The organism is Streptomyces sp. NPDC055078, from assembly GCF_053607985.1.
Map to the genome: position 1 here is coordinate 1 of NZ_JBSGUP010000148.1, position 14,593 is coordinate 14,593.

The window sequence follows — 14,593 nt, forward strand, 5'->3', positions numbered from 1 at the left end:
CGAACCGCAGTGTCTTCCAGGCGGAGTCCGAACTCACACCGCTCTCGGTCGCCCATCGGTAGACGACATCGGCCGGGGTCCGGCCGACCGTGATCGTCGCCGTGAACGCGGGGGCGCGCGCCGCCGGCGGGGGACAGACCCCTTCATAGCTGTCGCGCACGGCCCGGGCGTGTACCACCACCGTCTGCGGCCGGTAGGTCGCGGACGGGGTGGGCCCGCCCCCGTCCGTACCGCCGCCGCCGACGCCTCCGGGGGCGGGGGAGGTCGCGCCGCCCCGGGTGGTGGACGTGGTGCCGGCGGGCGTCGGCCCGCCCGCCGCCGCGGAGCTGGTCGCGCCGCCGCCGCTGTCCTTGCCGTCGCCCTCCCGGGCGTTGTCCACCAGCGCCCAGGCCAGCCCGCCGACCGCGAGGACCAGCAGCGCGGCCCCGGCGGCCAGGACCGCCGTAGCCCGCCGCGAACCGTCCGGCCGCTGCCCGCCGACGGAGGTCGTGGTCCCCGGTCCGAGTCCCGGTCCGAATCCCGGTCCGGCCCCCGGCAGGGGAACGGGCGGAGTGGCCGGGGAGACCTCCGGTGAGACGGCGGCGACCGTCGGGCTGCACGGGCCCGGCGGCGGTTCGGACGTACGGGCCGCACCGCCCGCGCCCACCACCCGCAGCAGCCGTTCGGCCTCCTGCGCCGACATCCGCTCGGCGGGCTCCTTGCGCAGCAGTCCGGCGATCACCGGCGCCAGCTCACCGGCCCGCCGGGGCGGCGGCAACTCCTCGTCGACGACGGCCCGCAGGGTGGACAGGGGGGTGTGCTGCCGGAACGGAGACACCCCCTCCACCGACGCGTACAGCAGGACGCCGAGCGACCACAGATCCGACTCCGGACCCGGAGTACGGCCCAGGGCCCGCTCCGGCGCGAGGAACTCGGGCGAACCGACCAGCTCGCCGGTCATCGTCAGATGGGAGGTGCCCTCCACCATCGCGATCCCGAAGTCCGAAAGCACCACCCGGCCGTCGTTCGAGATGAGGACGTTCCCCGGCTTCACATCACGGTGCAGCACCCCGGCCTCGTGCGCGGCACGCAGCGCCCCCAGGACCTCGGCCCCGATGTTCGCGGCCCGCTGCGGCGAGAGCGGGCCCTCCGCCTCCAGGATGTCCGACAGCGCCAGCCCGCGGATCAGCTCCATCACGATCCAGGGGCGGCCGTCCTCGGTGGCCACGTCGAAGACCGTCACCACACCGCGGTGCGAGATCCGGGCCGCGGCCCACGCCTCCCGGTCCAGCCGCTGATACAGCCGGCGCTCATCGGCGGCGTCGAGCCCGTCCGGGGCCCGTACCTCCTTGACGGCGACCTCACGGGACAGCACCTCGTCCCGGGCAAGCCACACCACACCCATACCGCCTCGGCCCAAGGGGCTCTGCAGTCGGTAACGCCCCGCGATCAGTTGATTCTCGGGCACGCGAGCCCCCATCCGTAGCGACACGGCATTTCGGGTGGAAACCATTTCAAGTTAGCTCAATACCGGGCGGTTGCCGCCCCCCTGAACCACGATCCTCCGGTCCGCCGCCGGGGGAACGAAGGCCAGGGACGCTGTACCCGGTGGAGTGCCCCCGTGAACCACCGCGCCGGACACTCGTCGGTCCGCCGGGCGGCTCGGGCGACCGGTCCGGCCCCTCACGCGTGGCCCGGGGGCCGGTGGGAAGACTGGAGGGGGACGACCGGCTGGAGAGCCCGTCCCGCGAGCCGCTGAACTGTCCAACTCGACCTAGAATCGGATGGATTCGGAGTGTGACCGTCAATTCTCGAACCGGTGCGGTGAATCCTGTGGGCGGGATACACGAGTGTCCCGACGGGGCGATAGGGTTAACCTGCCCGGGCCGGGTGCGTCGTACGGGTGGGGAGTGACATGGAACAGATAACAGTGCGCAGCAGGGCGCGCGTGCCTGCGATCACCTGCGGGAACAGCGCGACAAGCTCGCGTCTCGACCGGCATCTCTCGGTGCTCGGCGGTCCCGCCGTGCCACAGCGTGAGACGGTCGAGGCCACCTCGCTGATGCGAGAGCTGACCTCGCGTGATGTGACACACGACCGCAACAAGAGCAGGAGCGGGCGGGTCTCGCTCTTCGCACCGCTGCGGAGGCTGCGCCGCACGCTGTTCGGCAGCCGCCGCTGACCTTCGGCCGCCGCTGACCTTTCGGCCACCGCTCGGCCGTCGCGCGTCGGATCGACGCGTTCCGCGCACCATCAGATTCTCGGTGTCACCGTGTCACCGCCTGTGCGGCCCCGCGCTCAGGCGATCACACCGTCCCGGCGCAGCGCCGCTGTTGTCTCGTCCGTCATCCCCAGGGCCTTCAGCAGCGCGTCGGTGTGCTCTCCCAGCGCGGGCACCGCTCCCATCCGGGCCTCCGGGCCGCCCGGCAGGGTGATCGGAGGCAGCAGTGCCCGCAGCGGCCCGGCCGGGGTGTCCACGTACCGCCACCGGTCACGGGCCGCGAGCTGCGGATGTCCGGCCACATCCGTCACGCTGTTGATCCGCGCACAGGCGATGCCCGCCGCCTCCAGCCGCTCGATCGCCTCCTGGGTGCCCAGCCGCCCCAGCACCCCCGCCACCGCGCGGTCCGTCCCGGTCCGGTTCGCCGCGCGCGCCTTGTTCGTCGCGAACCGCGGATCTCCCGCCAGCGCGGGCGCTTCCAGGACCTGTTCGGCGAGCCTTCGCCACTCCCGGTCGTTCTGCACCGCCAGCAGCACCTGTCCGCCGTCGGCGGTGTCGTAGGCGTTGTACGGCGCGATCGCGGCGTGCGCGACACCTGTACGCGCCGGGGGCTCACCCCCGTGCATGCCGAAGTGCAACGGATGCCCCATCCACTCCGCGAGCGCATCCAGCATCGAGATCTCCACCGGACCGCCGAGGCCGGTCGTTCCCCGTCGCAGCAGCGCCGCGAGCACCCCTGAGAACGCGTACATCGCCGCGGCGATGTCGGCCGCCGGGATACCGGCCTTCACCGGGTGGTCCTGCGTCCCGGTCACCGACACCAGGCCCGCTTCGCTCTGGACGAGCATGTCGTACGCCCGCTTGTGGGCGTACGGGCCCCGATCGCCGTACCCCGAGATGTCCACGGCGATCAGCCGGGGGTGCCCGGCGCACAGCGTCGCCGCGTCCAGACCGAGCCGGGCGGCGGCGCCCTGGGCGAGGTTCTGCACGAACACATCGGCGTTGGCGACCAGGCGCCGGGCGATGTCCAGGCCGCGGGGGTCCTTGAGGTCGACGGCGATGGACTCCTTGCCCCGGTTGCACCAGACGAAGTGGGAGGCCAGCCCCTGGGCGGCGGTGTCGTAGTCCCGGGCGAAGTCACCGCCATCCGGCCGTTCGATCTTGATGACCCGGGCACCGAGGTCGGCGAGCTGACGGGTGGCGAAGGGAGCGGAGACGGCCTGCTCGACGGAGACGACGGTGATGCCGTCGAGCGGCAGTGGCTGAGTGCGCATGATGATGTGCCTATCCCGGGGACCGGGCATTTGTCACCTGGCACCGGCGTGGCGGGGAGGCCGCGCACCGTGTGTGCCGTACGGGCCCCGTCCGTACGGGGGACTTCGCGCGGAGGGTCGCACGGCCCGGGCTCTCCGCCGGAGCGGGTGCGTGCGGCGCGGCGGGTGCCGCCCGCGAGGGCCGATCACGCCGAAGCCGTCACAGCAGGGCGTACTGCCCCTCCGGTCCCTCCTCCGGGTGCTCCAGCACGGTCGCGGGGCGGGTGGACGCGCCGGACGGCGGCCGGACGCCCGGGAGGTCGCCCAGCTCCAGGGTCTCCGGTGTCCTCAACGCGGCCCGCCGGTCGGTGAGTTCGGCGAGCAGGGCGAGGACCGTGATCAGCTCCAGCAGTTCGGAGGTCCACTCCTGGGGCCAGGACGCCGGGCGGATCGCCGCGAGCGACCCGGGCTCGGCGGGTGCCGTACGGCGCTCGAACCACAGCTCAAGCACCCGCGCGCCGCCCACCCGGAAGTCCCACGCCCCCGAGGGCACGGGCGAGATCCGGCCATCGCCCAGACACAGCGCCTCCTCCTCCGGGTCGTAGGAGATCGCCGCGGGGCGGGCGGGCACGGCGGCGCGCACATAGGGGCGGCGGCCCCCGGGCAGTCTCGGCCGCGCCCCGCCCCGGGCGCCGCGGAGCTGGATGTCCAGCATCCGGCGGCCCAGCTCCACCCCGGACCGCCAGATCGCCGGGTCGGCGGGCAGCGGCACCGTACAGCGGGAGCCCGCCGGCTCCGCCGCCGCCACGATCCAGGCGAGCAGCCCGACCGGGTCGACCGGGTGGCCGTAGTGTCCGCCGAGCGCCCGCAGCAGCCCCGGCGCGAGATTCGGCTCGGCACCACCCGGCCTGCGGAACAGCGGCCGGATCCGGCCCGGCCGGCCCGTGGGGGAGTGACCGTCCGGCAGCGGCGCTGACACCAGTACGGCCGGTCCCGGCAGCCGCCCGTCCGAGCCCTGCTCGACCACGAAGATCTGCCGGTCGTCGGCGACCCGCCACAGCTCCGGGCGGGCGGCGTCGATCAGCCGGTGATCGGGAATCAGCCACTGCTGGTCGAAGGGCCCGTGCGTCACCCGCACCGGCGCCGGGCACCGCCCCGACTCGCGGGCGAACGCCCCCGTCCCCGTACGCTGCCCCGGCAGCTGACCGACGGCGGTACGCGGCGTCCGCGCCCGGGTGCTGCCGAACAGCGCTTCCCGCTCCGCGCCCGCCGCCCGTACGACGGCATCCCAGCGCGCGGTCAGCGATCCGGCGTCCGGGCCCATCACCCAGGCGCGTCCCGGCCGCAGGGGGCGCACTCCCCACGGCATCAGCTCATCGAGCATCGGCATACGGACATCCTCCCCGAACCTCCGCCCCGGACCTTCCCCCGGGCATCCCCCCGAGCCGGTGGATCAGTCGGCGTCGACCGTGACCGAGAAGGAGAACCGGTCCCCCCGGTACCGGATGCGCGCCACGTCCACCACCCGGCCGGACGCGTCGTAGGTCACCCCCGTGTAGTGCAGGATCGGGCTCAGCAGCGGCACCTTCAGCAACTGGGCCGTCCTCGGGTCCGCGAGCCTGGCCTCCACGGTGTCGGTGATCCGGCTGATCCGTACGCCCACGGCGTCCCGCAGCACCTTCGTCATCGGCCACCGCGCCAGATCCGCGACATCCAGCCGCTCGGCGATGTCCGGACGGAGGGCGTTCTCCGCCCAGTTGGTGGGCTCGCCGCTCTCACCGTCACAGCGCAGCCTGCGGTACATCGCGACCTCGGCCAGATCCGGGAAGTACTCGGTGAGTTCACCGGGGACCGGCTCGGGGCCGTGCCCGAGGACCGTGGTGCGCTCGCCGGACTGCTGCGCCACGATCGTGTCGATCGAGCCCAGCAGCCGCCTCGGCGCACCCCGCCTGGCCCCCGGTTCGATAAAGGTGCCGCGCCGCCGGTGCCGGCTGATCAGGCCCTCCGTCTCCAGCTCCTTGAGGGCCTGGCGCATGGTGAGCACACTCACGCCGTAGTGCGCGGCGAGCTGCTCTTCGGTGGGCAGCCGCAGCGACGCATCGGGCGTACGGCCCAGTATGGAGGCGCGCAGCGACTGCGAGACCTGGTACCACAGCGGCAGCTTGCGGTTCAGGACCAGCGAGTCGGGGGCGAAGGAGGAGTTCACCAGGACTCCGTATCAGGACATGAAGTGACGCTCAAGACCCTGCCACACGTTGTCGTACCCCCGCTGGAGATGATCCGCGGTCGTCGCCTGCCCGGTCGTGGTCACCGGCCAGCGCGTCTCGAACATGAACGCAAGCCCGTCGTCGACCTTCTGGGGCCGCAGGTCGGCCGCGCTCGCCCGGTCGAAGGTGTCGCGGTCCGGCCCGTGCGCGGACATCATGTTGTGCAGCGAGCCCCCGCCCGGAACGAAACCTCCCTGACCCGCGGTCTTGGCGTCGTAGGCGCCCTCGATCAGGCCCATGTACTCGCTCATCACATTGCGGTGGAAGTACGGCGGCCGGAAGGTGTCCTCGCCGACCAGCCAGCGCGGCGCGAACACCACGAAGTCGACGCCCGCGAGACCGGGGGTGTCGGACGGGGAGGTGAGCACGGTGAAGATCGACGGGTCCGGGTGGTCGTAGGAGACCGACCCGATCACATTGAAGCGGCGCAGATCGTAGACATACGGGAGGTGGTTGCCGTGCCAGGCGACCACATCGAGCGGGGAGTGGTCGTAGGCCGCGGCCCACAGATTGCCGCAGAACTTGGTGACCACCTCCACCGGGCGCCCCGCGTCCCCGTCGCTCCCGTCGCCCCCGTCGTCCTCGTATGCCGCCGTCGGCGCGCGGAAGTCACGGGCGTTCGCCAGGCCGTTGGCGCCGATGGGGCCCAGATCCGGGAGCTGGAACGGCCGGCCGTAGTTCTCGCAGACATAGCCGCGGGCCCGCTCGTCGAGCAGCTCGACCCGGAAGCGGACGCCGCGCGGGATCAGCGCGATCTCCCCGGGGCGGGCGGCGAGCACTCCCAGTTCCGTGACGAGCAGCAGACCGCCGTGCTCGGGGACGATCAGCAGCTCACCGTCCGCGTCGCTGAACACCCGGTCGGTCATGGGGGAGTCGGCGTGGTAGAGGTGCACGGCCATCCCGGTGCGCTGGGCCGCGTCGCCGTTCCCGCCGAGCGTCCACAGCCCCGCCAGCCAGTCGGTCCCGGGCGCGGGCTCCGGCAGCGGGTCCCAGCGCAGCCGGTTCGGGTCGGGCACCGACTCGGTGAAGGGCGCTCCGCGCACCGCGCCGTTGTCGATCCGGCTGAAAGGGGGGTGGGCGGCGGAGGGGCGGATGCGGTAGAGCCATGAACGGTGGTTGTGCGCGCGCGGCTCGGTGAATGCCGAGCCGCTCAACTGCTCCGCATACAGCCCGAGCGGGGCGCGCTGGGGGGAATTGCGCCCCAGCGGCAGCGCACCGGGGACGGCCTCGGAGCTGTGCTCATTGCCGAACCCGGGGGAGTACTCCAGGGCCTCGGCCCTCTTCCGCGCCCGCTCGGCCGTACTCCGCGCCTGCTCGATGCCGCTCATCGCCCGCTCCCGGTGCCGAAGGAATCCTATGCACAACCGTAGGATTGCAGGATGGTCACGTCAACGGCATCGGGCCCGCGTGATGGGCGCGTGTCCCGGGCGGACCGGGCGGACCGGGCGGACCGGGCTGGTCCGGTCGGACCGGGCTGGTCCGGCGGGGTCCGGCTGGTCCTGGGTGTGTTCCGGTGCGCGGCTCCCACCGGGGCTCCGCCCCGGACCTCCCCCTACGCCCTGCGGCGTGGAGGTACCCCCAGCGCCTCAATCGCCCCCAGGGCTTCGCCTGGGAGGGACCCCCAGGCGGGGCTGAATATTGCCGACCCGGGTGCGTGGAATCCGCCTTGGCGGGGGAAGCCGGCGGGTCCGGGTCCGGGCCTGGTCCGGTCAGCATCCCTCGTTGACCTGGGGTTTTGCTCGTATTGCTCACACGTCAACATCTTGTTAACCGGATTTGACGACACCTAACGTCATCCGCACCGCCGCTCCGGGTGGAAGTTCAAGGATGAACGTTAGGTGTCCCCATGCTGACAATCCTCGGCTTCGCCATGATCGCGACCTTCCTGGTCCTGATCATGATGAAGAAGATGTCGCCCATCGCGGCACTGGTCCTCATACCCGCACTGTTCTGTGTGCTTGTCGGGAAGGGGGCGCATCTGGGGGACTACGTCATCGAGGGCGTCGGCAACCTCGCCCCCACCGCCGCGATGCTGATGTTCGCGATCGTCTATTTCGGCGTGATGATCGACGTCGGGCTCTTCGACCCGATCGTCCGGGGCATTCTGCGGTTCTGCAAGGCCGACCCGATGCGGGTCGTCGTCGGTACGGCACTGCTCGCCGCGATCGTCTCGCTCGACGGCGACGGCTCCACCACGTTCATGATCACGGTCTCGGCGATGTACCCGCTCTACAAGCGGCTCAAGATGAGCCTGGTCGTGATGACCGGTATCGCCGCCACCGCCAACGGGGTCATGAACACCCTGCCCTGGGGCGGCCCGACCGCCCGCGCCGCGACGGCCCTGAAGCTCGACGCGGCCGACATCTTCGTTCCGATGATCCCGGCGCTGCTGGTGGGGCTGCTCTTCGTCTTCATCCTCGCGTATGTGCTGGGCATGCGGGAGCGCAAGCGGCTCGGCTATCTGTCGCTGGACGAGGTCCTGGAGCCGGAGTCCGGCGCGGTGCTCGTGCGGGCGGGCGGCGAGACCCTGACCAAGGCGCCAGGGAAGCGGGCGAAGGGCGCGTCGGGGGCGGCCGGCACGGGAGGCACCAGCGGCGCCGCGCCCGGCACCGGCACGCCCAGCGGCGCCGCGCCCGGCACCGGCGCACCTGGCACCGGCACGCCCGGCACCGGCACCGCCACGCCCGGCACGGACACCGGCGCCGGCGATGACGGGAGCGAGAGCCACGAGGGCTTCCAGGGCCTCGACCCCCACCGCGAGACCCTGCGCCCCGGGCTCTACTGGTTCAACGCCGGTCTCACGCTCACCCTCCTCACCGCGATGATCATGGAGCTGCTGCCCATCCCGGTGCTCTTCCTCCTCGGCGCGGCCCTCGCCCTCACCGTCAACTACCCGAGGATGGCCGACCAGAGGGCTCGGATCGGCGCCCACGCCGAGAACGTGCTCAATGTGTCCGGCATGGTGTTCGCCGCCGCCGTCTTCACGGGTGTGCTCACCGGCACGGGCATGGTCCAGCACATGGCGGACTGGCTCGTCGGCGCCATCCCCGAGGGCATGGGCCCGCATATGGCCATCGTGACCGGTGTGCTGAGCCTGCCGCTCACCTACTTCATGTCGAACGACGGCTTCTACTTCGGTGTCCTGCCGGTCCTCGCCGAGGCGGGCGGCGCCCACGGGGTCTCCTCGCTGGAGATCGCCCGCGCCTCGCTCGTCGGCCAGGCCCTGCACATGTCGAGCCCGCTGGTGCCCGCGGTCTACGTCCTCGTCGGCATGGCCAAGGTCGAGTTCGGCGACCACACCCGGTTCACGGTCAAGTGGGCCGCCCTCACCTCGCTGGTGGTCCTCGCGGCCGGGATCGTCTTCGGCATCATCTGATGAGAGGGCCCGGCGGTCTCTTTGCAGGGACTTGGCCCATTTCGTACCTCGACCATGGGTCTGAGTATGCGAATGTCAACGCAAAGGGAATTAAAGGCTGTTCATGGTTCTCGCGGCCAGGGCCCGCCGCCCGGCACCGTCAGGGAAAAAGCGCATGCTAAACATCGGTCCGGATCATTCCGCGACCGGGGGTAATCGGATATTTTCTTGCGTCCCAGCCGCAACTCATCTTCCCCTGGCGGAACCCCCACATGACTCGCGCTATTTCCCTGCACAGCGTCAGCAAGCGTTACGGACGGGCACCACGCGCCGTCGACCGATTCAGCCTCGATATCGAACCCGGCGAATTCCTCGTACTCCTCGGCCCCTCGGGCTGCGGGAAAACGACCGTGCTCCGCATGATCGCCGGACTGGAAGAGATCACCGACGGGGAGCTGCTGCTCGACGGTGAGCCCGCCGACCAGACACCGCCGCACGACCGCGACATGGCCATGGTGTTCCAGAACTACGCTCTCTACCCGAACATGACCAACCGCGACAACATCGGCTTCCCGCTCCGTCTGGGGCGCCGGCGCGAGGACAGCCGCCCCCGCGTCGACGCCACCGCCCGCAAGCTCGGCATCGAGGATGTCCTGGACCGCTATCCGAACCAGCTCTCCGGCGGCGAACGGCAGCGGGTCGCCATGGGCCGGGCCATCTCCCGGCGCCCCTCGGTCTTTCTGCTGGACGAGCCGCTGTCCAACCTCGACTCCAAGTTACGCAGTCATCTGCGGACCGAGATCTCGCAGCTCACCCGGCAGTTGGGCGTCACCACCGTCTATGTCACCCACGACCAGGCCGAGGCGATGTCGCTGGGCGACCGGGTCGCCGTGATGCGCGGCGGGGTGCTCCAGCAGGTCGGCAGCCCGCGTGACATCTACGCCCTCCCCGAGAACGTCTTCGTCGCCGCGTTCATCGGCACCCCCCGGATCAATCTGCTCCAGGCGATCATCTACGCGCCGCCGAACGCGCGGATGTCGCTCGATCTGGGGCGGCAGCGGCTGATGCTGCCCGAACCGCTCAGTGTCGACCATCAGTTGCTCCGGGTCAGACAGGGCAGGCAGGTCATCGTCGGACTGCGCTCCGAGGCCACCAGGATCGCCCCGCCCAGCCAGGCGCGGCCCGGTGAGGTCCCCCTCACGGGGATCGTCGAGCACACCGAGTACCAGGGGCACGAAGCACTGGTCTATCTCAGCATCGGCGCCAGACCGGCCGTGGTCTCCGTGATGGAGGCCGCCCGGCCCCCGGCCTCGGTGAGCCGCCGCCGGAGCAGAGCCACCCCGAGGGCCATGTTCAACCGGCTCAAGGAACTGATGAACCCCAAGGCCGCGGGTCCGCCGGTCGGGCTCAACGACCCGGAATACCCCCAGGACGACCCCCTGAGCCAGCCCCCGGCCTACGATCCCAGCCGACTGCCCGTCCCCGCGAGCGAGCTGGTCGTCCGCACCCGCCCGAACCTCTGGCTCCAGCCGGGCGCACAGGTGCCGCTCCTCGTCGATCTCGCCCATCTGTACGTCTTCGACCACCACGGCCGCAGAATCTGCCCCGCCCCGGCGGATCTGCTCCAGTTCGATATCTGAGTCACGCCCCCCACGGCAGAGGCCCCCCGGTGACGGGGGCCTCTTCGGCGATGACACCGCCCCTCACCGGCGGAGGGCGCCCGCACCGGGACCGTAGGGAATTGCAGGAGCCTTTAAGAATACGCAGTCGGGGACGGCCCGCGGGCCACCGGTGGTGTTCTGGCCATTCTCCTAAAGGAAGGTTTTGCCGTCGATCGGTGCGCTCCCTTTGTCGGCGGGCGCTCCTTTCCGTATCCGCGTCCGCAAATTCGGGGCCACTGAGGGCGTCATCCCCATGGCAGGTACACCCGAAGGCCGTGGGGGAGCGCGAGAGAATCAGCCAGTTCGGCTTTCAAGGACCTGTGGGCGGGTTATGCGGCTCCGGGGGTGGGACGCGAGCCCTTTCCCTCGCCCCGCGCCGCTCCGCCTCGCGCCGTGGCCGGCCGGTGTCCCCTATGAGATCCGCGTACTGGACCGCGAGTCCGTCGACGATCGCCCGCAGCCCCGCCTCGAACGCGCCTTCGTCCACCTGCTGCTGCCGGTCCGCGAGCAGATGCGCCCGGCTCAGATGCGGATAGTCGGCCGGGTCGTACGCCGTCTCGTCGTCGACGAAGCCACGGGCGAAGGAGCCCAGCGCCGACCCGGTGATGAAGTACCTCATCACCGCCCCGATGGAGGTCGCGCGCGCGGGCGGCCACCCCGCGCGCACCATCGCGCCGAACACCGCGTCCGCGACCCGCAGCCCCGCCGGACGGCGGCCGGGACCCCGGGCGAGCACCGGGACGATATGGGGGTGCGCCTTGAGCGCGGCCCGGTAGGAGACGGCGTAGTCGTGCAGCGCGGTCTGCCAGTCGCGGTCGTCGCTCTCGTCGAACATCGACAGATCGATCTGGGCGCTCACCGCGTCGGCGACGGCTTCGAGGATCTCGTCCTTCGTGCGGAAGTGGTTGTAGAGGGACGGGCCGCTGACGCCCAGTTCGGCCGCCAGCCGCCGGGTCGAGACCGCCTCCAGACCCTCCGAGTCCACCAGCGTGCTCGCCGTCCCGACGATGAGTTCCCGGCTGAGGAGGGGTTTACGGGGTCGGGCCATGCCGCACATAGTAGGGCCCGGCCACCGGCTGACCCGCGGTGGCGACGGCCGCTCCCACCGGGCGGGAGCGCCCTCACTCAGGCCACGTCGTCGCCCCTCGACCGCCGGTCGGGTGCGGTCCGGAGCGATCCTCCCTCATTGGCTAAGCGCTTGCTCACCGTCGCGGTATGGTGTTCCTCCTGCTGAGCGGAGAAGGGGCGCGCGATGACTGCGGCTGAGGAGTCGACCGGCGAGGAAGTGCCGTGGGGCGAGGTCTCCCCCGAGGCGGCGAGAAAGCTGCTCGTCGCCGCCGTCGAGGCGTTCGCCGAGCGCGGCTATCACGCGACGACGACCCGGGACATCGCCGGCCGCGCCGGGATGAGCCCCGCCGCGCTCTACATCCACTACAAGACCAAGGAAGAACTGCTCCACCGCATCAGCCGGGTCGGACACCGTCGCGCGCTGGATGTCCTGGAGTCGGCCGCGGCGCGCGGCGGTACCCCCGGTGAGCGGCTGGCCGACGCCGTGAGTTCCTTCGTCCGCTGGCACGCCGGGCGCCATGACACCGCGCGCGTGGTGCAGTACGAACTCGACGCACTCGCCCCGGCGCACCGCACGGAGATCGTGGCGCTGCGCCGCCGGAGCGACGCCGTCGTACGCGGCATTCTGCGCGACGGCGTCGAGTCGGGCGAATTCGACGTCCCGGATGTGCCGGGGACCACGCTGGCCGTGCTCTCGCTCTGTATCGATGTGGCGCGGTGGTTCGGCACCCAGGGGCGCCGCACCCCCGAGGAGGTCGGCGCGCTCTACGCCGACCTGGTGCTGCGCATGGTCTCCGCCCGGCCCTGACCCCCCGCCGCGCCCGGGCGATTGCGGGCCCGGTGGGGTGCCGGAAGCGGAGGCCGGGTGTCGGAAGCGGTGGGCCGGGTGGCAGAAGTAGTAGCCGGGTGTCAGAAGTAGTAGCGGGACACCGACTCCGCCACGCACACCGGCTTCTCGCTGTCCTCCCGCTCGACGGTGACCAGTGCGGTGACCTGCAGGCTGTCGCCCGTCTCCACCACGCTCTGCAGAACCGCCGTCGCGCGCAGCCGGGAACCCACCGGTACGGGTGCCGGGAAGCGGACCTTGTTGCACCCGTAGTTGATGCCCATCCTCATGCCTTCGACCCGCATGACCTGGGGAACCAGGAAGGGCAGCAGCGAGAGCGTGAGATAGCCGTGCGCGATGGTCGACTCGAAGGGGCCGTCGGCCGCGCGCTCCGGGTCCACATGAATCCACTGGTGGTCGCCGGTCGCGTCCGCGAAGAGGTCGATCCTCTTCTGGTCGATCTCCAGCCAGTCGCTGTGGCCCAGTCGCTCACCGACCCCGGCGCGCAGTTCGTCGGCGGAGGTGAAGATCCTCGGCTCTGCCATGTCCCTGATCCCTGCCTCTCGGGCGTGGAGCCGGATTCGGCTCCACGCTGCTGTCTAAGCGCTTGCTCAGCATGCTCGGACGAGCGGTCCCTGTCAACGAAGGGCGGCCGGATGTCCGCCGCCACGGATGAGAGCCGCGTCACGAGGGCCCGGGCGACGGGGGCGTGCCGGTCCCGGTCCGGTCCCTGCCCGGTCCCTGCCCCGCCGTGGGCCTGGCGGCGGGGATCAGCGCGCTGACCAGGGACCGGGCGATGCCGGCGGAAGGGAGGGACCGTACGACGTAGGGTTCACAAAATGGCAGAGTCTTCCGAGAAGCGTCATGAACTCACGGTCGGCCAGTTGTCGGAGCGGAGCGGCGCGGCCGTGTCCGCGCTGCACTTCTACGAGTCCAAGGACCTGATCAGCAGCCGCCGCACCAGCGGGAACCAGCGCCGGTACACCCGGGACACCCTGCGCCGGGTGGCGTTCGTACGCGCAGCGCAGCGGGTCGGGATCCCGCTCGCCACGATCAGGCGCGCGCTCGCCGAACTGCCCGACGAACGGACGCCCGACCGCGAGGACTGGGCGCGGCTGTCCCATGTCTGGCGCGGCGAGCTGGACGAGCGGATCAAGCAGCTCCGGCGGTTGCGCGACCATCTCACCGACTGCATCGGGTGCGGCTGTCTCTCCCTGGAGACCTGTGTGCTCTCCAACCCCGACGACGCCTTCGGCCGCCAGATGGCCGGGTCGCGGCTGCTGCCGGTGCGCTACAAGGAGGATGAGCCCACCCGCGCAGCCCCCACCTGTGCAGGGCCCCCGCCCAGGGGCTCGCACACGAGCGACGGCGCGAAGAGCGGGCCCGCACCCCCGTGACGGGCCCGCCCTTCGCACATCCGGTGCTGGATGTGTCGCAGGGCCCCACTGTCCAGGGGCGCAATCCGGTGGAGCGAGCGGATTTCCCTCTGCTAGGGCTCCTCGCTCCGGCCCCGCGCACACTGGCGCGCTCTGGGCGCCGAACTCCCGCCGAGGGCGGCGGCACGGTCCCGCCCACTCGCGTGGAGCCGGTATGATCGGTGCGCTCCGGACGGGCGAGATCCATGTCCGACCGGGGTCTACCGCCGGGCTGGCGGGATGTCAGGTCTGTGGAGCTGGTGCAAGACCGATGGGCGGTACACCGTCCCTTGCCGTTGATTCGGGTCGGCGACCGGCTGTGAAGCAGAAAGCTCGACCCGCGAGGGAAGAATCCCCCTGCTACAGCTGGGGAGATGTCAAGCGCTCCACTGTGGCAGCCGTGACTGACAACGGGCCTGGGCGGCGCCCCGTACCGGATCGCGCGCCCTCTTCTCCGCTGGCACGGGCGCGCGGTCCGGCGCCAGGGCACGGCCGAGCGGTCACGCCGCCGTCAGCGGCGGCATGGTCCGGGGCGGATGCTCTAAATG

The 14,593-nt window shown here is 71.4% G+C and carries 12 protein-coding genes; 5 read left to right on the forward strand and 7 right to left on the reverse strand.

Annotated features, from left to right (window positions below; translation table 11 throughout):
• A partial coding sequence (locus ACWF94_RS15360; protein ID WP_453487855.1) for a protein kinase domain-containing protein occupies nt 1–1,459 on the reverse strand: 1,459 nt, incomplete at its 3' end.
• 435 nt (nt 1,460–1,894) lie between these two features.
• Here ACWF94_RS15360 and ACWF94_RS15365 point away from each other — a divergent pair.
• Entirely contained in the window at nt 1,895–2,161 is a 267-nt protein-coding gene (locus tag ACWF94_RS15365; protein WP_453487844.1) for a hypothetical protein, read from the forward strand.
• A gap of 116 nt (nt 2,162–2,277) precedes the next feature.
• On the opposite strand, the gene ACWF94_RS15370 is transcribed toward ACWF94_RS15365, so the two are convergent.
• The 4 genes from ACWF94_RS15370 to hmgA all read right to left on the reverse strand — a co-directional run bounded on the left by ACWF94_RS15370 (nt 2,278) and on the right by hmgA (nt 7,048).
• On the reverse strand, nt 2,278–3,474 hold the full coding sequence (locus tag ACWF94_RS15370) for a CaiB/BaiF CoA transferase family protein (protein WP_453487845.1): 1,197 nt from the start codon (nt 3,472–3,474) through the stop codon (nt 2,278–2,280).
• 199 nt (nt 3,475–3,673) lie between these two features.
• Nucleotides 3,674–4,843: a type ISP restriction/modification enzyme gene (locus ACWF94_RS15375; RefSeq protein WP_453487846.1), complete on the reverse strand. Its 1,170-nt coding sequence runs from the start codon at nt 4,841–4,843 to the stop codon at nt 3,674–3,676.
• Between the two features lie 63 nt (nt 4,844–4,906).
• On the reverse strand, nt 4,907–5,659 hold the full coding sequence (locus ACWF94_RS15380) for a GntR family transcriptional regulator (protein WP_453487847.1): 753 nt from the start codon (nt 5,657–5,659) through the stop codon (nt 4,907–4,909).
• A 12-nt stretch (nt 5,660–5,671) separates the two neighbouring features.
• Nucleotides 5,672–7,048, reverse strand: a complete 1,377-nt coding sequence (gene hmgA, locus ACWF94_RS15385) for a homogentisate 1,2-dioxygenase (protein ID WP_453487848.1) — start codon at nt 7,046–7,048, stop codon at nt 5,672–5,674.
• A 518-nt stretch (nt 7,049–7,566) separates the two neighbouring features.
• Between hmgA and ACWF94_RS15390 the strand changes: the two genes are divergently transcribed.
• Both ACWF94_RS15390 and ACWF94_RS15395 read left to right on the forward strand, forming a co-directional pair.
• The gene (locus tag ACWF94_RS15390; protein ID WP_453487849.1) at nt 7,567–9,096 is read left to right on the forward strand and encodes a CitMHS family transporter; all 1,530 of its coding nucleotides are present in this window, start codon (nt 7,567–7,569) and stop codon (nt 9,094–9,096) included.
• 251 nt (nt 9,097–9,347) lie between these two features.
• Nucleotides 9,348–10,715, forward strand: a complete 1,368-nt coding sequence (locus ACWF94_RS15395) for an ABC transporter ATP-binding protein (RefSeq protein WP_453487850.1) — start codon at nt 9,348–9,350, stop codon at nt 10,713–10,715.
• A 331-nt stretch (nt 10,716–11,046) separates the two neighbouring features.
• Here the strand turns inward: ACWF94_RS15395 and ACWF94_RS15400 are convergent, their stop codons facing one another.
• On the reverse strand, nt 11,047–11,784 hold the full coding sequence (locus tag ACWF94_RS15400) for a TetR/AcrR family transcriptional regulator (RefSeq protein WP_453487851.1): 738 nt from the start codon (nt 11,782–11,784) through the stop codon (nt 11,047–11,049).
• Nucleotides 11,785–11,988: 204 nt separating this feature from the next.
• Between ACWF94_RS15400 and ACWF94_RS15405 the strand changes: the two genes are divergently transcribed.
• Nucleotides 11,989–12,612, forward strand: a complete 624-nt coding sequence (locus ACWF94_RS15405; protein WP_453487852.1) for a TetR/AcrR family transcriptional regulator — start codon at nt 11,989–11,991, stop codon at nt 12,610–12,612.
• A gap of 101 nt (nt 12,613–12,713) precedes the next feature.
• Here the strand turns inward: ACWF94_RS15405 and ACWF94_RS15410 are convergent, their stop codons facing one another.
• Entirely contained in the window at nt 12,714–13,175 is a 462-nt protein-coding gene (locus ACWF94_RS15410) for a MaoC family dehydratase (protein ID WP_453487853.1), read from the reverse strand.
• A 294-nt stretch (nt 13,176–13,469) separates the two neighbouring features.
• Here ACWF94_RS15410 and soxR point away from each other — a divergent pair, with 294 nt between their 5' ends.
• Nucleotides 13,470–14,027, forward strand: coding sequence for a redox-sensitive transcriptional activator SoxR (soxR, locus tag ACWF94_RS15415; RefSeq protein WP_453487854.1), 558 nt, complete (start codon nt 13,470–13,472; stop codon nt 14,025–14,027).
• Nucleotides 14,028–14,593 lie beyond the last annotated feature (566 nt).